Here is a 20,767-nt window from a genome sequence, read left to right on the forward strand (position 1 = left end):
CATTGATCATCAAGGGATTACGACCATGAGCGATATCGGCACAGGCACCGGCAGTGAGGTCCCTCAACGCTCCGATGCAGTTTCTCTCCGCACCGCCGACTGGCTGTGCCTCGCCGCGGCCCCTGTTTTCGCCGTGATGGCGCTGCTTACCTGCATTCACGCTGGCGACGGCGTCATGTCGTGCCTGGGGGCCGATGCCTCCCCGCTCACCGGCATGCCGCTGATGTATCTCTTGATGAGCGCCGTCCATCTGGCGCCCTGGCTGCGCGTGATTTCCGGCCGGCCGGTCCGGCGATAAGCTGGACCGCCGCCGCCATTCTACCGCTCTTTACGTCGGAGAGAGACTATGAAGCTGGTCAGGCTGAGAGCGCCGGGCGGGTTGGACAAGCTCGACCTGGTCGAGGAGGATCAGCCCCGGCCTGGGCCGGGAGAAATGCTGGTCAGGATTCGCGCCGTTGCGCTGAACATGCGCGACGATTTCGCCGTACAAGGCAAGGTGCCGCTCGCCGACGGCCGCGTGCCGCTGTCGGATGGCGCCGGCGAGGTGATCGCGATCGGTGACGGCGTCGACACGTTCAAGCCGGGCGACAGCGTCGTCAGTGTTTTCTACCCCTGGTGGCTGGCCGGCGACATGAGATCCGATACAAGCCGCGACATTCCCGGAGACAGTTTCGACGGCTTCGCCAGCGAGTATGTGTGCATGCCGGCGCAGGCCTTCACCAAGGCGCCGGCGGGCTATACGCATCTCGAGGCGGCAACGCTGACCTGCACGGGCGTCACCGCCTGGCGCGGCCTGGTGACATGCGGCAAGGTAAAGCCCGGCGACACAGTGCTGATCCTTGGCACCGGCAGCGTGTCATTGTTTGCGCTGCAATTTGCCAAGGCCGCCGGCGCAAGGGTCATCGCCACGTCGTCCGATGAAGAGAAGCTGGAGAAGCTCAGACGACTCGGGGCCGACAGCGTCATCAACTACAAGGCGGTGCCGGAGTGGGGCGGCAGGGCCAGGGAACTGACGGACGGACGCGGCGTCGATCATGTGATCGAGGTCGGCGGACCGGCGACGCTGGCGCAGTCGATAACGGCCTGCCGGACAGGCGGGCATATCGCACTCATCGGCGTCCTGACCGGCTTTGCAGCAGAAGTTTCGATCCCGGCGCTGTTTTCGAACCAGATCCGCATCACCGGAATTTCCATCGGCAGCAAAGCCGACCAGCAGGACATGATCCGTGCCATAGAGGTCAACTGCCTGAAGCCCGTCATCGACAGCAGCTTTCCACTGCAGGACATCGCCGCCGCCTTCAGGCATTACGAAGCGCAAAAGCATTTCGGCAAGATCTGCCTCGAGCTTTAGACCCTGCGATCGGCATTCCTACCCAGCGGCCGGCGCGAGCGTCCCGCTTGCCATCAGGCCCCACAGCTGATCGGCCGTCAGCTGTCTGGCCGAGCCGTCGTAGGCCACCCGGCCGAGGCTGAGCACCACGATCCTGTCGGCCAGCGCCCGCACTGTGGACAGGTCGTGCGTGACCAGGATGACGCCGGTGCCGCTGGCGGCGATCGAACGGATCAGCTTGACGACCTGCGCGGTCTGCTTGACGCCGAGCGCGGCGGTGGGCTCGTCGAGGCAGATCAGCTTGACGTGATCGGCAAGCGCGCGGGCAATGGCGATGGACTGCCGCTGGCCGCCCGACAGCGAGCGCACCAGAACGCTTTCGTCGCGAAGCGTGACGCCCAGCGCGGCAAGCCGGGCACGACACTGCTCGGCGGCCTTTCGGTCGTCGCGAACCGGGAAGACACCGAGCCAACGCCGCGCTTCCTCACGCCCGAGGATCATGTTGTGGGCGACGCTGAGGTTCGGGCAGAGCGCCAAATCCTGATAGACGGTCTCCAGGCCGGCGCGGCGTGCATCCTGCGGGCTCCTGAAGGAAATCGGCTGGCCCTCGAGGGTCATCGCGCCGGCATCGGGCTGGATGGCGCCCGAAATAATCTTCACCAGCGTCGACTTGCCGGCGCCATTGTCGCCGAGCAGACAGACGATCTCGCCTTTGCCGACCGTGAAGCTCGCCTCTTCCAAGGCCGTCAGCGCGCCGTAGGACTTGCGGGCGCCGGCAATCGAGAATGCCGGACCTTGCGGGGCTTCTCCATTGCCCTCCGTCACGGCAGGGCCGGCCGAGGCGACGGCACCATCGTCCGCCACCGTGAAGTTGGTCGCGGCCGCCCGGGCGCGCCGGCCGCGAAAACCGATCGCAGCCTGGTCGGCCACCAACGCCAGCAGCAGCATGCTTCCCACCGAAATGGATTGCCACCATGATTGCAGGCCGACGAAGATCAGTCCTGCATTGAGGATGCCGATGGTGGCAACGCCGATGGCGATGCCGAGCGGCCGGCCGGAGCCGCCGGAAAACGCAACGCCGCCGAGGATCGCGGCGGTGAGCACGTCGAGCTCGAAGCGAACGCCGATGGTCGGCGTGATGCTGCCGAGACGACCGGCGATCAGAACCGAGACCAGGCCGATCAGCAAGCCATTGGCGGCGTAGAGGCCAACCACCGTGCGCCCCACCGGAATGCCGCAGAGTTCGGCTGCGCGCGGGTCGCCGCCTATGGCGTAGAGCCTCAAGCCGGTGACCGTGCTGGTCAAAACAAAGGCTCCGATCACAAAGACCAGCGCGGCGATGATCACGGTGTACTGGATGCCGAAGATCTTGCCCCGCCCCAATTCGAGCAGAGCCTCGGGAAAACCATAGACCGCGGTGCTGGAGACGACGAAGGCAAGGCCGCCATAGAGCGCCAGCATCGCCAGCGTGACGATCAACGGCGAGATGCTCAGCCTGCGCACCAGCAGACCGTTGAGCAGACCGAGCAAGAGGCCGAGACCCAGGCCGACGCAGATCGCCAGCAGCGCGCTCTGCGTCGCCACCGCAACCTTGGCGGTGATGATGCCGATCAAGGCGACCATGCTGCCGATGGAGAGGTCGACATAGCCGGCGATCAGCAGCGCGGAGGTGCCGAGCACGGCGATCAGGATCGAGGTCGAGTTGACGCCGATGACGACGAAATTGTCGAGGCTGAAGAACGATTTGTTCAACAGCGAGAAGGCGACGATCAAGCCCAGCGCGACCAGCGCCAGCCCGATGCGGCCAGACGCTTCGCCCGGTGCCTTGACGCCCGGCAGCAAGGATGAAAACCGGCCCGTTTGCAGCGGTGTCGTCCCCGTTCGAAGGCTGTCTGTGCTCATGCTTGCCTCTGCTGAAGCGGGCGGTTTCAGGTCAGGCTGAACCCGCCCGTATCGCGGGAAAAACGGGCGCTACTTTGCCTCGGACGACCAGGGGAAATTCACATACTGGTCGCGCGTATCGTAGCAGATGTTGCCGTACATCCTGAGATAGATGTCGCGGCGCTTCGGGTCCTTGTAGACCGCGGCCGGGTCGGCGACGTCGGCCTCGTACTGGGCCATGTAGTCGCTGGTCAGCGCCACGGGCAGGATATCCATCGCCTGCGGGATGCTCTTGCCCTCCAGCCAGTCGGCCGCGTGCTGGCCCATGGCATAAGCGAAGACCGGCGACGCCAGGCTGATGCTTGCCTTGTAGGGACCGCCGCCTTTCTTGATCGCGGCGACCGCTTCCGGCTCGCCGTCGATGCCGCCGAGGAACTGGTCCGGCCGCGCCTTGCCCGCCGCTTCCAGGGCAGCCAGCGCGCCGACCACGACGGTGTCGGCGCCGAGCACGACATCGACGTCGGGATGGGCCTGGAGAATGGTGCTCATCGTGGCAAAGCCGCCTTCCTTGTTGACGGGATTGGGCGAGATGTCGGCGACGATGGTGACACCGGGCATTGCCTTGAAGATGTCGCGCATGGCGGCAAAGCGCGGCGCCAGGAATTCCATGCTGTCATGCGACAGGATGACGACATTGGCCTTGCCGCCGAGCTTGTCCTTTATGTAGGCTGCGGCCGCTTCGGCCAGCACCTTGCCGGTCTCGTATTGCGGCGCATTGAGCAGCGAGGTGGCTGGCGGCGGCACGATGGTGCCGACATAGGCGCCCGACCAGATAAGCTCCTGCAGGCTGCGGCTCATCGAGGCCGGGTCCACAGGCGCCGCCACCAGACCGCCGATCTTGGAGGCGAGAAACAATTGCACCTGCTCGACCCCCTTGGCGGCGTCATTGTTGGCAAGCGCGCGGCGATATTCCAGCCCGCGATCCTTGGCGGCGGCGGCCAGGCCGCGGTCGACGCCCTGCATGAATTCACGCTCGTTATCCTGCGCGAAGGCCAGCACCTTGTTCAGGCCGGGCGGTGGGCTGCAGGCCGGCGCCTTCGGGTCGAACGGCGCAAATACCGCCGGCTTTGTGAGCCCGGCCGGACCGTCCTGCGCGCTTGCCAGAATGGTACCGCCCGCGAGCACACCGGCAACGCCGAGCAGCGTCGCCAGCATCATGTTCCTGTCAGATCGCATTTCACTTCCTCCCTGTCGTTGATTGTTGCCGCGCATCGCATGCCTCGCGGTCGCTACTCTTCCCAGTCTCACCAGATACCCACCTTCCCGCTCGCAAGTCAAAACTTTTTCCAGTGGAATTATTTAATCAGAGATGGTCGGGTGGCTCGCCCACGCGATCACGCCTTGCCGATCAGCGACTGGACGGCTTTGGCCAATTCCGTGCCGAGCACGCGATGCGCGTCGCTGTCGAGGTGAATGCCGTCTACCGCGCTCGATTCGACGACGTCGCCGGCGTTGAAGAACGCGGCGCCGGCGCGCCGGGCCGCATCGCGGAACAGGCCGGCAAAGTGCATCGACTTTGCGGCGCCGCCCAGGAACATCTGGCCGAACCAGTCGACCTCCAGCATCGGCGGCGGCGCAACAATCAGGACCGCGGGCGCCACGCCCGCGGGGCCAGCTTCGCTGCGCAGGACAATTCTGGCCAAAATCTCAACGGAATCAGCGACGTCGTTCGGCGTTACCGAGAACCTATGCTTGAGATCGTTGGTGCCGAGCATCAGGATGACGAGGTCGAGCGGCATATGCGTTTCCAGGCACACCGGGAGCGATTTGAGCCCGTTCTTGTGGAGACCTTCGATCGGATCGTCGTGCACGGTGGTGCGCCCGCCCTGCCCTTCTTCGATCACATCCCATCCGTTGCCGAGCTGGCGGCGCATGATGCCCGGCCAGCGGCGGTCGGGCGTGAAGCGGTGCCGTCCGACGCGGGCCAGGGTGGGAATGGCGCCATAGGTATTGGAATCGCCAAAGCACATGATGGTCCGGGTCTGCGTCACGGCATTGCTCCTCCAGGCTTGCATACTTTGAACGACAGCAGGCCGGCTGGCGTCAACTACATTTTTCCATCGGGTGGATTTAAGTGTTGCCTTGCCAGGCCCGCATTGCTACGTCAGCGCTTTGATCGGCTCGCCTTGCGGCCAACCTCCTTGCGCAGGGGAAAGCGTGACCGGCACCAGCTTCTTCAGTCTCGAAAAGATCGCCGAGGGCCGCAGCGGCGGAACCACGCAGGCCGAGAGCCGCATCTACAACGAACGCCTGATCGTCTCGCTGATCCGCCGGCACGGCCAGCTGGCCAAGACCGATTTGACGCGGCTGACCGGGCTGGCCGCGCAAACCATCACCACCATCGTCAACCGCGCCGCCGACAACAAGCTGCTGCTGCGCCTGGAGCCTCTGCGCGGACGGCTGGGGCAACCCTCGGTTCCCTATGCGTTGAACCCGAAAGCCGCCTATGCCTTCGGCCTCAAGGTCGACCATCGCAGCGCCGATGTCGCCCTGGTCAATTTCGTCGGCGACGTGATCGCGTTCGAACGCACGCTGTTCGACTATCCGACGCCCGTCGAGGTGATGAAATTCGCCAAGGGCGCCATCGCGCGCATGTGCCGCAAGCACAAATCGATAGAAAAAGACCGCATCGCCGGTCTTGGCATCGCCTCGCCATTCCATCAGTGGAACCTGAGCGAAGAGGGCGCGGTGCCGGCGGGCAGGCTGGATGCCTGGAAGGAAATCGACATTCGCGCCGAACTGGACCGGGCGTTCGACTGGCCGGTGTTCCTCTACAACGACGCCACGGTGTCGGCCGCGGCCGAACTGATGTTTGGCGCCGGCGGATCCCGCGCCGACTTTCTCTATGCCTATGTCGGGCACTTCATCGGCGGCGGCCTGGTGCTCGATCATCACTTGTTCCCCGGCCGCAACAAGCTGGCCGGGGCGCTGGGCGACATGCCGGTGCCCGCGCCGGGGCGCAAGGGCGACCGGATGACGCCGCTGCTGCGCGTCGCTTCGCTGCATTCGCTGGCCGGCAAGCTCAACGACCAGGACAATGGGGAGAAGGACGCCGGCCGCATCTGGTCGTCGCCCGACGATTGGGGCGACCTTGGAGAGCCGGTCACCGCGTGGATCGATGAGGTTTCGGACGGGCTTGCCTATGCCGCCCGCAGTGCCGTTGCCTTGCTCGACATCGACAATGTGGTGATCGATGGCGCCATACCCAATGGCGTGCGCAAGGAGATCGCCAAGGCCATGCGCAGAAAACTGGCACGTATCCTTGTCGATCGTCCCGAGCCGTTCTCTGTCATCGAGGGGACGTTTGGCCATCTCGGCCCCGTTATCGGCGGCGCCAGCATTCCGCTGCTGGTGAAATATTCGAACGACAAGGAATTGCTCTTCAAGGAATAGGCGCGCAGCCGCCGGCACCAGGCATTCCCCCAAAACAGCGAACTGTGAGACTTGTCACATACCTGCTCGTGAAGCGCGTGCTACTTGCACTCTGCGGTCGGTCGACGCCGAAAGAAATCGCCTGCCATGGTCTGGCGGTGACGGGCCTTTCACTTTATGCTGTGGCAGGTTGCATACTCTCAACGGACCTTGATGCCGCAAGCGGTGTTCTCGTCGGCGTCAGGCCGCGACCAGGAGTTTTGTCATGCTCCGACTTTGCGGATTCATCGCGGCCTTCATCCTTGCCGGCCTCACAAGCTTTGAGGCCTGCGCCGATCGAAGGGTCGCGCTCATCATCGGCAATTCCGATTATCGCGACATCCCGGCGCTGAAGAACCCGGCCAAGGATGCCCAGGACGTATCGGCCACGTTCCGGCTGGCGGGCTTCGAGGTTTTCGTCGCCGAGAATCTCACCAAGCAGCAGTTCGAAGGCCAGTTCCGGGACTATCTGGCCGCCGCCGACGGCGCCGATCTCGCCGTCGTCTACTATTCCGGGCACGGCTTTCAGATCGGCGGCGAGAATTTCCTGATACCGGTCGACGCCTCGTTGAAGAAGGCGGCCGACATCGAGGTCCAGGCCATCAAGCTCAACGACGTGCTGGAGCAGTTGCGCTCGAAGTCGAAGATCCAGGTGATCATCCTCGATGCCTGCCGCAACAACCCCTTCCCGCGCAACAATTACTGGCTGCGCGACCAGCTTGTCACCGCCGGCAATACCGGGCTGGCGCAGGTGCGAAGCTCGCTCAACACGCTGATTGCCTTCGCCACCGAACCAGGTGCGGTCGCCTATGACGGCAGCGGCGATCTCAGCCCGTTTTCATCGGCGTTTTCGCGGCGCGCGCTGGCGCCGAACCAGGAGATCCGCACGGTCATGTCGGCGGTGCGCCGCGATGTCGTGCAGGCCACCAACGGCATGCAGGTGCCATGGGAAAATTCCTCGCTAATCGACGACGTGGTGCTGGTGCGCCGCAACAATCGGCCTTCGCTGCCGCCAGTGCTGGAGAAGGTAGTGCTGTCGGGGGTCGGTCCTGTCGCTCTCGGCCTGCCGGAGCCGGTCGATGTCGATGGCGGCGCTATCAGCGTCAGCATCGAACGTCCGCCGGCAATGGGCCGTCTGGTGCTGGACGGCAAAGACGTCGCGGTGGGCGAACCGATCGCCGGCAAGGACCTGCCGCGCCTGCAGATGGATGTCCCCAAAGGGGCCGCCACGCAGGACGAGGTGGATATGCTGGCCTATGCCACGCATGACAACTGGGGCGGCGGGAGCCAGGGCATACTCGTGTTCCGCGTCAAGAGCGGCGAAGGTGCGGCGGGTCAGCAGATCATGGCTTCGCTCGAGGCCGAGCAGAAGCAGCAGGTGCTGGATCGCGGCATCCACATCACCGGCGCCGCCGAAGCGATCGAGAACCGCAAATTTGATGTTCCCGTCGGCGTCGGCCCGGTCGCGCTCAATCTGGATTTCCCCACCGACGATCCGGCAGTCAGCCTGAAGGTCTCGGGGTATCCGGCAACGGGAACGCTGTCGTTGCCTGATCGAACCTTGTCGCCGCAATCCAGCCTTCTGGCCGGTGAAGTCGACCATCTCCGTTACGAGCCGCAGATCGGCGCCGGCGCGCCGGTCGAGGTCGGCTTCGAAATCCGTGCCGACAGCAGCTCGGCTAAGCCCGCGACGATGAAACTGTCGCCGACGGTCGATGCTTGCGATACCGCCGCCGGCGAGCCTCTCGACCTGCAAGGTGTGGTGCCCGGCCTGCTGCCGAACGAGATCGGCGCCGGTGCGGTGGCGGCCTGCGAGGCCGCGGTGAAAACCTATCCCGATGTCGCCCGCTTCCGCTACGAGCTCGGCCGCGCCCTGCTTGCGGCAGGCCAGGTTAGAGAGGCCAGGACAGCCATCGAGGACGCCGCCAAGAAAGGCCATGTGCGCGCCGTCTTCGAACTCGGCTATCTCAACGCAACCGGAACCGGAACGGCCCTAGACCGCACCCAGGCCAACGCTCTCTACAAGGCTGCCGCCGACAAGGGCGATCCCTACGGTATGACCTCGTGGGGACGCGCGCTGTTCAATGGCTATGGCGTCAACCGCGATACGACCAAGGGCCTCGACCTGCTGCTCAAGGCGGCGGCCATGGGGCACACCTATGCCATGAACGATCTTGCCGCAATCTTCACCGAGGGCCGCAACGGCGTGCCTGCCGATCCGGCCCGTGCCGTCGCCTTCCTGCAAGCGGGAGTGCAGCGCCAGGACATGTATTCGATGAACCTGCTCGGCCGCAATTACCTCTCCGGCCAGGGCATCGACAAGGATCCGAAGACGGCGCAGGCGCTGTTCCAGCAGGCCACCGATCTTGGCCAGCCCTACGCGCCGGGCAGCCTCGCCCGCATGTACAGGGATGGCGCCGGTGTGCGCCAGGACCCGGCGGAAGCGCAAAGGCTGTTCGAACTGGCGACCACGCGCGGCGATCCGTCGAGCGCCTATGATCGCGCGGCGCTCGAAATGGCGAAAGGCGACAAGGCCGATCAGGCTGTCGCGGTGCGCTTCCTGGCATTCGCCGTCGCGCTCGATCTTCGCAAGGAGCTGCCGGACGCCAAAAAGGGCCTGGCGCAGTTCGGCACCAAGCCGAAAACGGCAGCTTTGGACGCCCTGCGTCAGGAGCTCAAGTCGAAGATCCCCCCATCCGGTTCGCTGGACACGCAACTGGTCAATGCGGCCCGGGGGGTCTGGGAAGAAGCCAATCCGCGTCGGGATTTGTTCTGAACAATAAGGAGGCCATGGTGGGCAAGGCATTCAAGCAGACATTCGGGCAGGCATTCATCGGGATAATTCTATCCGGCGTTCTGGCCGGGCTCATGGGCTGCACCTCCATGTCGCCGATGTTTGAGCCGGCATCGCCGGTGAAACATCGCAAGGTGGTTCGCGCAGCACCCCAGCCAAAGGTGGTCAGATTCAAGAAGGCGGCCACCGGCAAAGTGATCAAGCCGGCCGAGGAGATCCCGCAAAAGCCGCCCGTGATTCCTTCTCTCGGCGGCAGCGGAGGCGGCGGTGGTGGTTGGGGATGAGGATGGGGCCGGAGCGAAAAGCTGGTTTCTGAAATTGAGGTGACTACCGCTACTTCGCCTTGGCAGCCCCGAATCGCAACCCGTCCATCAGCAGCGATACCAGCCGGCGCGAGCGGTCGCGCCAGTCCTTGGTGTCGGGGGCCGAGTAGATTCCGCCGAGTGCATGCAGCACATCGGAGGCGTCGACGTCGCTGCGGATCGAGCCTTCCGCCACTGCCGCCTCGACCAGTTGCCGCAAGGCCAGCGACACCCGGCCCGACATGTCGGAGAACACGGCGGAATTGGTGTTGAACAGGATGCGCAGGCTGGCCGCAAGGCCGCGCTTGGTGGCGATGTAGTCGACGAAGCGCTGCATCCACTGTTCCAGCGCCACATCGGCCGAATGGTGGCTGGCGAGATCATCGGCCGCCGCGCAGAGCGCCTCGACTTCACGCCGATAGACCACCTCGACCAGATGCTCGCGGGTTGGAAAATGCCGGTAGAGCGTGCCGATGCCGACGCCCGCCTGGCGCGCGATCTCCTCCAGCGAGGCATCGACGCCGTGCTCGGCAAAGGCCGCTGCCGCAACCTCGACCAGCCGGTCGCGGTTGCGCTGCGCATCGGCGCGCAGCGGCCTTGGCGGTGCGGCTTCGCGCCTCTCGTCGGCAATTGCTTGCGACTGCTCGGTCAATTTTTTCTCCACTGTCGATATATGGGGGCTTGAACCCAAAGGGGTAAGCCCCCAACTAGGTAAACGGAGGCGCCTCCGTTTTAGTGGAGCAGTCTTATCATATAATCAGGGGAGCCGGTATGTCACGTGTTGAGATTGTGAAGACTGAAGCATCCCCTGCCCGCTGGAGAGTCGGGGCGGCAGAGCTGCCAATCTCCCCACTCGTGGGGGAGATGTCCGGCAGGACAGAGGGAGCGCTGTCCCGCCGACCAACACCCGCTTGGAAAGGTCTATTTCGACGCATGTAAATCGGGAACGTCGCATTCCTTCGCGCCCCCCTCTGCCCTGCCGGGCATCTCCCCCACAAGGGGGGAGATTAGGCGCACCGTCGCCTCTTCCCTTGTCCTCTCCCACTCGGACGCCATCTCAATCCCCTAGCGTCAAGCAACTGGAGCCAGACGCCTCATGACCGACCAAACCAAATCCACCACTATCCCAATCCGAGATCGNTTCGCGCCCCCCTCTGCCCTGCCGGGCATCTCCCCCACAAGGGGGGAGATTAGGCGCACCGCCCTTGCCCTCTCCTACCCGGACGCCATTTCATTCCCCTGGCGTCAAGCAACTGGAGCCAGACGCCCATGACCAGCCAGACCACCATCCATCTCATCATCAACGGGCACGACCATGAACTGCAGATCGAGCCGCGCGTCACGCTGCTCGATACGTTGCGTGATCGCCTCGACCTGACCGGCACCAAGAAGGGTTGCGACCAGGGCCAGTGCGGCGCCTGCACGGTGCATGTCGAGGGACAGCGCGTGCTGGCCTGCCTGACGCTTGCAGCACAAGCCGAAGGCCGCGAGATCACCACCATCGAAGGATTGGCCGGCGACGACGGCACGCTTAACGCGGTTCAGGCTGCTTTCCTCGACCAGGATGCTTTCCAGTGCGGTTACTGCACGCCCGGACAGATCATGTCGGCGGTGGCCTGCATCCGCGAGGGCCATGCCGGCTCGGATGACGAAATCCGCGAATACATGGCAGGCAATCTCTGCCGCTGCGGCGCCTATCCGCACATCGTTGCCGCCGTGCGCCAGGCGGCACTGGAGGTCGCGTCATGAGGGATTTTTCGTACATTCGCGCCGATACACTCGATGCCGCACGCCAAGCTGCCGCCCTGCCCGGCGCCATGCTGCTTGCCGGCGGCACGACGCTGGTCGATCTCGCCAAATGCGGCGTTGCCGAACCCGACAGCCTTGTCGACGTCACCCATCTCAAAGGGCTCGACGCCATCAAGGTCGACGCTGACAGTGCCATGATCGGCGCGCTGGCCAAGATGAGCCACGTCGCCGACCATGCCGAGATCAAGAGCCGCTTCCCCGCGGTCTCGGAAGCGCTGTGGCAGGCGGCCTCCGCGCAACTCCGCAACATGGCGACCATCGGCGGCAATCTCATGCAGCGCACGCGCTGCCCCTATTTCCGCGATCCCGCGAATTTTCCCGGTTGCAACAAGCGCTCGCCCGGCACCGGCTGCTCGGCAATCGGTGGCGTCACCCGCGGCCATGCCGTGCTCGGCACCAGCGACGCCTGCATCGCCATGTATCCCGGTGACCTCGCCACCGCGCTGGTCGCCTTCGACGCCGTGGTTCATCTTGGCGAACGCCAGGTTGCCGTCGACGACTTCTTTCTCCTGCCCGGCGCCACGCCCGACAGGGAACATGCCATCCAACCGGGCGAGATGATCACCGCCATCAGCATACCGGCTTCCGGCACGGCCCGGCGTTCGACCTATCTCAAGATCCGCGACCGGCAGTCGTATGAGTTCGCGGCTGCAAGTGCCGCAGTCGGCATCGACTTCGAAGCCGATGGCCGCACCATTCGCGACCTGCGCGTCGCGCTGGGCGGCGTCGCGACGAAGCCGTGGCGGGCGCACGCCGTGGAAGCGGCGTTGAAGGGCAAGGTGCTCAGCGAAGACAGGGTGCGGGCAGCCAGCTTGCTCGCCGTGGAAGGGGCCATCGGCCACGGCGCCAACCACTACAAGATCGAACTGGCGCCGCGCGTCGTCGCCCGCGCCATCCTCAAGACGGGAGCCATGGCATGACCATTCACGACCCCAGGACACGGCACGGCGACGCTTCGGACGGCACTGCCGATCAGGTTGGCGGGCGGCTGTCGCGCGTCGACGGCCCGGCCAAGATTACCGGTGCGGCAAAATACGCCGTCGAGCACCAGCTCGACGGGCTAACCTACGGCGATTCTGGTCGAAAGCACGATCGCGTCAGGCAAGGTGCGCTCGATCGACACGTCAGCCGCGGAGGCGGCACCTGGTGTGCTCAAGGTGCTGACGCCGGACACCATCATGCCGCTGAAGACTGCATCGGACTGGTTCGGCACGCCGCCGCCGGACAAACCCTACTGCCCGCTGGCGCGCGACATCACCTTTTCGGGCCAGCATGTCGCCGCGGTCATCGCGGAGACTTTCGAGCAGGCCGTCGCGGCAGCGGCGATGGTCAAGGTCAGCTATGACGAGACGCCGGCCATCGTCGACCTCAGCGACGCCAAGGCCGGCGACGGCATTCCGATCGCCGCCATGACCAAGGAATGGGGCGATGCGCAGGCCGCTTTCGCCGCTGCCCCGGTGCGCGTCTGCGGCGCCTATAACACGCCGCGCGAATACCAGGCGCCGATGGAGCCGCATGGCCTCATCGCGCGCTGGGAGGGCGACCGGCTGACCGTGTGGGAACCGAGCCAGTGGCTCGACGGCATGGCCCGCACCTATGCCGAATGGTTCGGCGTGCCGTTCGAAAATGTACGGCTGGTCTCGCCTTATATCGGTGGCGGCTTCGGCTCCAAGGCATTGGCGCTCGGCCATGGCGCGGTGGCGGCTGCCGCAGCAAAAATGCTGGGACGGCCCGCGAGGGTGGTGATGACGCGGCCGCAGACTTTTACCGGCTATGGCGGCCGCGCCGCGACCCGCCAGACGGTGACGATCGGCGCCGACCGTGACGGAAAGATCCAGTCGATCGTGCATCGCGGCGTCAACGAAACATCCATAGACGGAATGTGGGTCGAGCCGTTGGGCGTCGTCACCTCGATCATGTATGCGACGCCCAACTTCTCCTCGAAGCAGAATGTCGTGCGGGTGAATTCGGTGGTGCCCGGCGCCATGCGCGCGCCGGGCGAAAACCCTAGCGCCTTCGGCATCGAAAGCGCCATTGACGAGCTCGCCTACGAGGTCGGCATCGATCCGCTGGAGATCCGGCTGAGGAATTACGCCGAGCAGGATCCGCACGCAAAAAAGGCTTGGTCGACGCGGCAGTTGCGCGAGGCTTTCGCGGCTGGCGCCGAATGCTTCGGCTGGGCCCAGCGCACGTCCAAACCGCGTTCGATGCGCGACGGCAACCAGCTGATCGGCTGGGGCGTCGCCGTCGGCACCTATCCGGTACGGCGCGCTTACGGCGAGGCCATCGTGCGTATCCTTGCCAACGGCTCGGTCGAGGTCGAAAGCTCCTCGATCGACATGGGCCAGGGCACCTACACGATCCTGGCGCAGACGGCGGCCGAAACGGTCGGCGTGGCGGCCGACCATGTCGTCGTGAAGCTCGGCGATTCCCGGTATCCCCGCGCCGGCGTGGCCGGCGGGTCGCGGCTGGCCGGCGTGATGACGGGCGCGGTCTACAAGGCGGCGACATCGGCGCTCGATCAGCTTGTCGGACTGGCGATCAGCGATCCGCGCTCGCCCTTCCACGCGCTCCAGGCCAACACGCTGGTCGTCGCCAATGGCCGCATCAGGTCGCCGCGCGGCGATGGTCCCGATGTCTCGATCGCCGACCTGCTGGCCAGCGTCGGCCGCGACCGCATCGAGGCCACCGGCGACACCATGCCGGCGAACTCGACCGCCGAGGATCGCTACAAGAACTACACCACCATCGCGGCGGCACTGCCGCACACCGAGGGCGACTATTCGCGCCACTCCTGGTGCGCGCATTTCATCGAGGTGCGCGTCGACGAGGATTTCGGCACCGTGCGCGTGTCGCGCGTGGTGTCGGCGCTGGATTCCGGCCGGCTCTACAACCCGAAACTCGCGGAGAGCCAGTGGAAGGGCGGCATCATCATGGGCATCGGCCAGGCGCTGCTGGAAGAAGGCATTGTCGACCGCAGGCATGGCCGCATCGTCAACAACAATCTCGGCGACTATCTGGTGCCGACCAATGCCGACATCCCCGATATCGAGGTCATCTCGGTCGGCGTTCCCGACCTGCACTCTTCGGTGCTCGGCGGCAAGGGTGTCGGCGAACTGGCCATCGTCGGCGTAGCGCCGGCGATCGCCAATGCGGTGTTCCATGCGACGGGAAAAAGAGTGCGGGACTTGCCGATCACGCTGGAGAAGTTGATCTAGGAAGCGGCGTGCGTAATCTCCCCCTCGAGGGGGAGATGTCGCCGAAGGCGACAGAGGGGGTCGCCTCTCGTAGAGCGCCAACCTCCTTCCGCCGCAGTAGGTCGAGCCCGGTCGGACCGCCCCCCTCTGCCCTGCCGGGCATCTCCCCCTCAAGGAGGGAGATTGGCAGCTCGCGCGCCTCGGTTACCAGTCGAGCTTGAACGCAAGCTTGCCGAAATGCTGCCCGCCCGCCGCCATGTGCGCGTAGGCTTCGGCCGCCTGCTCCTGGCTAAACACCTTGTCGACGACCGGGTCGATGCGGGCGGCGGCGATGGCGCGGACGGCGGCGCGAAGGTCAGATACCGACCCGGTGTTGTTGCCGACCACCTTCAGCGCCTTGATGATGATCGGCAGCAGGTCGACCGTGGCCTCGGCGCCGGTGACGAAACCGATGGTGAACAGCGTGCCGCCAGGCGCGGTGGCGTTGACGGCGCGGGCGAAGGTGGCGGTGCCGGCGGTCTCGACGACGAGGTCGGCGCCGAGGCCGCCGGTCAGTTCCAGCACCTTGCCGTCCCAGTCGGGCGTCGCGCGGTAGTTGATGAGATGATCGGCGCCGAGCGCCTTCGCCCGCCCCAGCTTCTCGTCCGACGAAGAAGTGATGATGACGGTGGCACCGGCGGCTTTCGCCAGCTGCAGGGTGAAGATGGAGACGCCGCCGGTGCCGAGCAGCACGACGACCGAGCCCGGCCCGACATCGGCGGCGCAGACCGCGTTCCAGGCGGTGGTCGCGGCGATCGGCAGTGTCGACGCCGCCTCGAAGGAGAGACGAGCCGGTACCGGCACGAGCGAGTTGGCCGGCAGCGCGACATATTCGGCGAGCGACCCCGGCAGCGAAATTCCGCGCATCTGTGTCATCTCGTTAGGCCGGGGCGGACCGCCGATCCAGCGCGGCTTGGCATGGGCAACGACGCGATCGCCGACGGCGAAATCCGTAACGCCCTCCCCCAGCGCGACGATCTCGCCGGCGCCGTCGGCGACGGGAATGAGCGGAAAGCCGGGCACGCGATAATTGCCGCTGGCCACCGCCACATCGACGAAATTCAGGCTCGCGGCGCGCTGGCGGATCAGCACTTCGCCGCGCTGCGGTTCAGGCGTGGCAATGGTGGTGGCGCGAAAGGCGTCCAGTTTGGCGGCGGTCAGTTCGATGGCTTTCATGGCTCACGCATTCCTGTTTAAGGGGTCAATCGTCAGGATTGAGTGAAGCTATCTGCTGCGCTACAAGCAGATAATCCGGAATTTTTACATTTGAGCCCTGTGCTTTATGCAGCAATCACACGACCCCGCCAGCCTTGCCGAAATGGCCGCCTTTGCGGCCATCACCGAAGCGCGCTCCTTCACCAAGGCAGCGTTGCGCGTCGGGCGCGACTCGACGGTTCTGTCACGCCGCCTGCAATCGCTGGAGCAGCGGCTCGGCGTGCGGCTGCTGCACCGGACCACCCGAAGCGTATCGTTGACGGAGGCGGGAGCGGAGTTCCTGGTACGCGTCCGCGCCATCCTGGCCTCGGTAGACGAAGCCGAGGCTGCTGCTTCCGCGCATGCCAGCGGGACGCCGCGCGGCTTGCTGCGGCTGGCGCTGCCGGGAACCTTTGGGCGTATGTGGATCGGGCCGCTGTTGCCGCAATTTCTAGCGACGTTCCCGGATGTCCGCATCGAGGCCGAGTTCTCCAACCGGTTCGTCGATCTCGTTGCAGAGAACTTCGATGTCGCCGTCCGTCTCGGCGCGCTGGAGGACTCGCGCCTGGTGGCGCGCAAGATCGCGACACGGCGGCGGTTGCTGTGCGCTGCTCCCTCCTACCTCGCCCGCCGGGGCACGCCGGAAGCGCCGGAAGCGCTCACAGAACACGCCTGCCTCGGCTTCTCCGGCTTCCAGACCTTTCCAACCTGGGAGATGACCGACAGTTCGGGACGCCGCGTCAACGTCGACGTCTCGGGGCCGATGGTGTGCGACGATGCCGAGGTGCTGGTCGAAGCCGCGGTGCAAGGCCTCGGCCTGATGATGAGCACCGACTGGCTTGTCGGACGCGAACTCGCCGACGGACGGCTGGTGCCGGTGCTGGCGGACTGGACGCTGGCCGACGAAGGCGCGGTCTATGTCGTCATGCCCTCGGCCAAGGGACAAGCCGCCCAGACACGCGCCTTCGCCGAGTGGATCGGCAAGCGCTTCGCGCCGGAGCCGCCCTGGACGTCGAGGCCGGTCTCAAAGGCTTGATCAATGGGGCGCGCCGGGGGCTAAGACGGCATATGCCGCTGTCACCAGGCCTTTTGTCCTGTATGATCTCGTTGAAGGAAGCTTGGGAGGTGATCATGCAAAGTGCATTGGCGAAGTTCATGATGGCAGGTTCCGTTCTGGCCGCGCTGCAAGCCGCGCAGCCGGCTTTTGCCGCGTCCTGCAACTGGAGCGCCAAGATGGAAGAAGACGAAGGCGGCAGCGTGCTGACGGCTTCGGTGTGCGGCGGACCGAAGGCCGATGCGCATCTGATGCTCGTCTGTTTCGACAAGCCGGTGCTGAGCTACGATCTGGGTGCGGCCGGCCAGCAGCTGGAGCCCGGCATCAGCGCTTCCTTCACCTTCAAGGGCGGTGACAAGAGCGTGACCAAAAAGCTCGACCTCGAGGCCATGTATAATTACTTCACGGCTGAGCTGAGCAAAGACGATCCACTGCTCGGCCTGTTGCGCGGCAAGGGCGACGTCACGGTTACGGCCGACAAATATGGCGGGAACAGCTTTCCGCTGACGGGCTCGAGCGCTGCGATCGGTAAGGTGCTGGCGCAGTGCGGCAAAAGTTCGGCCGGCGAAGCGGACTGAAGCTCCCCACTTTCGACCACGCAGCTTGGTCCCGCGCCTCCATCAGGGCAAAGCCAAGCAGGTTCTCGCCGCGCCCGGTTTGCCGTTTCGCTCATCGACGGGGGCACGGGTTTGGAGGCGGCAATATGCGGCCTGAGTTTTCAACGCGAGCTGCGCTTTCCCTCCGGTGTCGCCACCAGCGAGGCGGCGGCGGCATTGGCCGTGGCGATCGCCGCTTCCATCGGATGGCCACGGGCGAGGCCTGCCGCGAAGGCGCCGACGAATTCGTCGCCGGCGCCATGGGTGCTGACGACCTTGACCGGGACGGCCGCCAGTGCGAAGGCCGCGCCGGTCCGGTCGCAATAGGCGACACCTTCGCCGCCGGCGGTGACGATCGCCGAGGGGTAGGCATCGATCAGCCGCCGCGCGGCTTCGGTTGCGCCGGCGAGCGTATCGACAACCGGAACGCCGGCCAAAAATTCCGCTTCGATGGCGTTGACGATGACGATGTCTATCAGCGCGGTCAATTCGGCCGACAGTGTTCGCGCCGGTGCGGCGTTGAGCACGACGCGGCCGCCGGATGCCTTCACCGCGCGCGCGGCAGCGATGTTGGCGGCATCGGGCACTTCGTTCTGCAGCAACAGCACTGCCGTCTGTACCACCACCTCGCCTGCAGCCGCGATGTCATCACCGCCCAGGGTGAGATTGCTGCCTGAGACGATGACCGCACCATAGTCGCCATCGCTGTCGAAGATCGCCACGCTCATGCCGGAGCCTGCGCCTGCCGCCACGCGCACGAAGCGGCGATCGACGCCGGTGCGATCGAGATTGGCCAGCAGCGCCGTGCCGAAATCGTCGTCGCCGACGGCGCCGATCATCGCCGCACGCACGCCGGCCCGTGCCGCCGAGACCGCCTGGTTGCCGCCCTTGCCGCCGCATTTCGGCTGCCAGGCACGGCCGGTCACCGTCTCCCCCTTGCGCGGACGGTCGGGCGCGTCGACCATGATGTCGTAATGCAGGCTGCCGAAGACGGTGACCAGCGGAACCGTCATGTGCCCCGGTCTTTTCGCTTCGAGGTGACCGCCGACATGGTGCGGCCGAGATTGCGCTCCGCCGCCTGGTAGTCGCGCTGCGCCACCGCCACGAACAAAGCGTCGAGGATGTTGAGTTGCGCGATGCGCGCCGCTGCGTTTTCGCCCATCAGCGGCGAGCCTTGCGCGGTCGAGCACAGCACGATGTCGGCAATCCGGGCCAGCGGCGAGTTGTCGTAGTTGGTGATGGCCAGCGTGCGGGCGCCGCTCTTGCGGGCAAGATGGATGGCGTCGATGACGGCCGACGTGTTGCCGGAATGCGAGAAGCCGACGGCGATGTCGTCGGCGCCGAGGAGCGAGGCCGACATCAGCATCATGTGCGAGTCGTCATAGACAGACGCGCGGATGCCGATGCGCAGGAATTTGTGCGAGACGTCGCGGGCGATCTGGGCGGAGCCGCCGACGCCATAAAAATCGCGGTTCCTGGCGCGGTAGAGCAGATCGGCGGCACGGTCGAAATCGTCCATGTCGAGGATCGCGAGCGTCTCCTCCAGCGCCTGGATCGAGGTGCGGAACACTTTCTGCACGATCTCGGCCGAGCTGTCGTCGACCGACAGTTCCTGGTGCATCTCGGCGGTCGGCAGGCGGCTGTATTCATAGACGGCGGTGCGAAAGTCGCGGTAGCCGGAGAAGCCGAGTTTCTTGGCGATCTTGACCACCATCGCCTCCGACACGCCGGCCTCCTCGGCGATCTGCTTCAGCGGAATGGTCTGGTCGAAACCGCGGCGGCCGAAGACGGTTTCCACCACCTTGGCCTCAAGCGGGGTGAGATGCGGCATCATCATGCGGATGCGCGGCCCCACGGCTTTCAGATCGAGATTGCTCAACGTCATCCACGTCCCCTCGTCACGACCCGAGCATGGCTTCCTGGACGATAGCCTGCGACGTCACGGCGTCCTGGCTGTCCATGGCGGCGGACAAGCGGCTATCCTTCTCCAGCCGGTCGACAACGCGCAGCAGGCGCTTGACGGTGGCGATGTTGACTTCGCATTCGCGCACGGGATCGAGCCCGGTCATGTCGGGGAAAGTGTCGAAGTAGATGGCGCCGGCGTAGCCGTCGCGACGGATCTGGCGCAGCAGTTCGATGGTCTGCAGCGTGTGCACCGCGCCGACCATCAGGCCGTCGTCGCGCTTGGCATAGCCATCGTTGAGATGGACGCCGAGCAGCTTGCTGTGGCGAGCGATCAGCGCCGCGGCGAAGGCCGGCTGTTCGTCGGCATAGAGCACATGGGCGAAATCGAGCGTGACGCCCAGATTGGGTAGGCCGACCTCGCGGATCGCCAGCAAGGTGGTCGCCGCATCCGGCATCAGCGAGTAGGAGCGCGGTTCGTTAGGCTTGTACTCCAGGCTGATCTGGCAGCCGGGATCATGCGCGGCAACTTCACGAACCCCATCGATCTCGTGTTGCCAGAGCGTCGCATAGTCGGCCTGGAAGGCATAGTCGAAGCCATCCTGGCCCAGCCACAGCGTCATCAGACTGGCGCCGGCCGCGCGCACCGCATCGATACCGGCCTTGGTCAAGTCGATGGCTTCGCGGCGCACCGCCGGGTCCGGATTGGTGAAGGCGCCGAGCTTGAAGGCCGGATTGGAGTAGTAACGCATGGCAAAGCCATTGATGGAAAGCCCGAAATCGCCGAGCTTTCGGGCGATTTCAGCCGGCTTTTCACTGACATGGTCGGGGAAATTAAGATCAAGGTCGGTCAGCCCGTCGACCTTGGCCGCGCGGGCTGCCATCTGCAGCATGGACGGCTTGCCGGTAAGATCAGGCCATTCGGCTTGCGGCCGCGAGGCGAAGGAATTCAGGCGGGTGGCGAAGCGACTGTTTGTCATGATCGACCTTTCAGTGATTTACTTCACATAAATACTAGTATTTGTAAAGTTCTCATTTGCGAGGCGGTTTGTAGCGCGCAACATCCTGCTTGGCCGAGATCTTCGGCTGCGCCTCTGCATCCATGCCGGGAGTTTCGAGTCCCGCAACGGTGCGGATGCTGGTGCAAGCCCTTGCGCCCTGCCTGCCGATTGACCAATCTCGCCGACACTGTCATGAG

Annotated in this window: 17 protein-coding genes and 1 pseudogene; 10 read left to right on the forward strand and 8 right to left on the reverse strand. The window is 65.2% G+C overall.

Going from position 1 to position 20,767, the window contains the following annotated elements:
- Nucleotides 1-25: 25 nt before the first annotated feature.
- Both X733_RS148295 and X733_RS148290 read left to right on the forward strand, forming a co-directional pair.
- Nucleotides 26-298, forward strand: coding sequence for a hypothetical protein (locus X733_RS148295; RefSeq protein ID WP_023685488.1), 273 nt, complete (start codon nt 26-28; stop codon nt 296-298).
- A 48-nt stretch (nt 299-346) separates the two neighbouring features.
- Complete coding sequence (locus X733_RS148290) at nt 347-1,351, forward strand: NAD(P)-dependent alcohol dehydrogenase (RefSeq protein WP_023819086.1); 1,005 nt, start codon at nt 347-349, stop codon at nt 1,349-1,351.
- A gap of 18 nt (nt 1,352-1,369) precedes the next feature.
- On the opposite strand, the gene X733_RS1000000167215 is transcribed toward X733_RS148290, so the two are convergent.
- The 3 genes from X733_RS1000000167215 to X733_RS148280 form a co-directional block, all read right to left on the reverse strand.
- Nucleotides 1,370-3,232, reverse strand: coding sequence for an ATP-binding cassette domain-containing protein (locus X733_RS1000000167215; RefSeq protein WP_081740683.1), 1,863 nt, complete (start codon nt 3,230-3,232; stop codon nt 1,370-1,372).
- Nucleotides 3,233-3,301: 69 nt separating this feature from the next.
- Nucleotides 3,302-4,447, reverse strand: coding sequence for a sugar ABC transporter substrate-binding protein (locus X733_RS148285; protein ID WP_032911236.1), 1,146 nt, complete (start codon nt 4,445-4,447; stop codon nt 3,302-3,304).
- A 158-nt stretch (nt 4,448-4,605) separates the two neighbouring features.
- A complete protein-coding gene (locus X733_RS148280) occupies nt 4,606-5,262 on the reverse strand; it encodes an SGNH/GDSL hydrolase family protein (RefSeq protein ID WP_023819089.1) in 657 nt (218 codons plus the stop codon).
- A gap of 166 nt (nt 5,263-5,428) precedes the next feature.
- Here X733_RS148280 and X733_RS148275 point away from each other — a divergent pair, with 166 nt between their 5' ends.
- The 3 genes from X733_RS148275 (at nt 5,429) to X733_RS148265 (ending at nt 9,760) form a co-directional block, all read left to right on the forward strand.
- The gene (locus X733_RS148275; RefSeq protein WP_023727045.1) at nt 5,429-6,664 is read left to right on the forward strand and encodes an ROK family protein; all 1,236 of its coding nucleotides are present in this window, start codon (nt 5,429-5,431) and stop codon (nt 6,662-6,664) included.
- A gap of 244 nt (nt 6,665-6,908) precedes the next feature.
- The gene (locus tag X733_RS148270) at nt 6,909-9,458 is read left to right on the forward strand and encodes a caspase family protein (protein WP_023819090.1); all 2,550 of its coding nucleotides are present in this window, start codon (nt 6,909-6,911) and stop codon (nt 9,456-9,458) included.
- Between the two features lie 14 nt (nt 9,459-9,472).
- The gene (locus X733_RS148265; protein WP_023819091.1) at nt 9,473-9,760 is read left to right on the forward strand and encodes a hypothetical protein; all 288 of its coding nucleotides are present in this window, start codon (nt 9,473-9,475) and stop codon (nt 9,758-9,760) included.
- Between the two features lie 49 nt (nt 9,761-9,809).
- Here the strand turns inward: X733_RS148265 and X733_RS148260 are convergent, their stop codons facing one another.
- Complete coding sequence (locus X733_RS148260) at nt 9,810-10,430, reverse strand: TetR/AcrR family transcriptional regulator (protein WP_031193485.1); 621 nt, start codon at nt 10,428-10,430, stop codon at nt 9,810-9,812.
- Nucleotides 10,431-11,047: 617 nt separating this feature from the next.
- Here X733_RS148260 and X733_RS148255 point away from each other — a divergent pair.
- The 3 genes and pseudogenes from X733_RS148255 to X733_RS01000000166325 all read left to right on the forward strand — a co-directional run bounded on the left by X733_RS148255 (nt 11,048) and on the right by X733_RS01000000166325 (nt 14,805).
- A complete protein-coding gene (locus tag X733_RS148255) occupies nt 11,048-11,527 on the forward strand; it encodes a (2Fe-2S)-binding protein (RefSeq protein ID WP_023819094.1) in 480 nt (159 codons plus the stop codon).
- On the forward strand, nt 11,524-12,507 hold the full coding sequence (locus X733_RS148250; protein ID WP_023819095.1) for a xanthine dehydrogenase family protein subunit M: 984 nt from the start codon (nt 11,524-11,526) through the stop codon (nt 12,505-12,507). Before X733_RS148255 ends, X733_RS148250 begins: the two co-directional genes overlap by 4 nt.
- A pseudogene (locus tag X733_RS01000000166325) lies at nt 12,504-14,805 on the forward strand (xanthine dehydrogenase family protein molybdopterin-binding subunit). The gene X733_RS148250 and the pseudogene X733_RS01000000166325 overlap by 4 nt, the downstream one beginning before the upstream one ends.
- Nucleotides 14,806-14,988: 183 nt before the next feature.
- Here the strand turns inward: X733_RS01000000166325 and X733_RS148245 are convergent.
- Entirely contained in the window at nt 14,989-15,999 is a 1,011-nt protein-coding gene (locus X733_RS148245; protein WP_023727036.1) for an NAD(P)-dependent alcohol dehydrogenase, read from the reverse strand.
- Nucleotides 16,000-16,105: 106 nt separating this feature from the next.
- On the opposite strand from X733_RS148245, the gene X733_RS148240 reads away from it, so the two are divergent.
- Nucleotides 16,106-17,053, forward strand: coding sequence for a LysR family transcriptional regulator (locus X733_RS148240; RefSeq protein ID WP_023819096.1), 948 nt, complete (start codon nt 16,106-16,108; stop codon nt 17,051-17,053).
- 95 nt (nt 17,054-17,148) lie between these two features.
- On the forward strand, nt 17,149-17,649 hold the full coding sequence (locus tag X733_RS148235) for a hypothetical protein (protein ID WP_245274448.1): 501 nt from the start codon (nt 17,149-17,151) through the stop codon (nt 17,647-17,649).
- Nucleotides 17,650-17,789: 140 nt separating this feature from the next.
- On the opposite strand, the gene X733_RS148230 is transcribed toward X733_RS148235, so the two are convergent.
- From X733_RS148230 to X733_RS148220, 3 genes are read right to left on the reverse strand one after another with little or no spacing between them, the layout of a single operon-like run.
- A complete protein-coding gene (locus tag X733_RS148230) occupies nt 17,790-18,680 on the reverse strand; it encodes a ribokinase (protein WP_023715134.1) in 891 nt (296 codons plus the stop codon).
- Nucleotides 18,677-19,552, reverse strand: coding sequence for a MurR/RpiR family transcriptional regulator (locus tag X733_RS148225; RefSeq protein WP_023727034.1), 876 nt, complete (start codon nt 19,550-19,552; stop codon nt 18,677-18,679). Before X733_RS148225 ends, X733_RS148230 begins: the two co-directional genes overlap by 4 nt.
- 13 nt (nt 19,553-19,565) lie before the next feature.
- Nucleotides 19,566-20,549: a sugar phosphate isomerase/epimerase family protein gene (locus tag X733_RS148220; RefSeq protein WP_023819098.1), complete on the reverse strand. Its 984-nt coding sequence runs from the start codon at nt 20,547-20,549 to the stop codon at nt 19,566-19,568.
- Nucleotides 20,550-20,767: the final 218 nt, after the last annotated feature.

The sequence above is a fragment of the Mesorhizobium sp. L2C066B000 genome (assembly GCF_000502335.1).
Classification (GTDB): domain Bacteria; phylum Pseudomonadota; class Alphaproteobacteria; order Rhizobiales; family Rhizobiaceae; genus Mesorhizobium.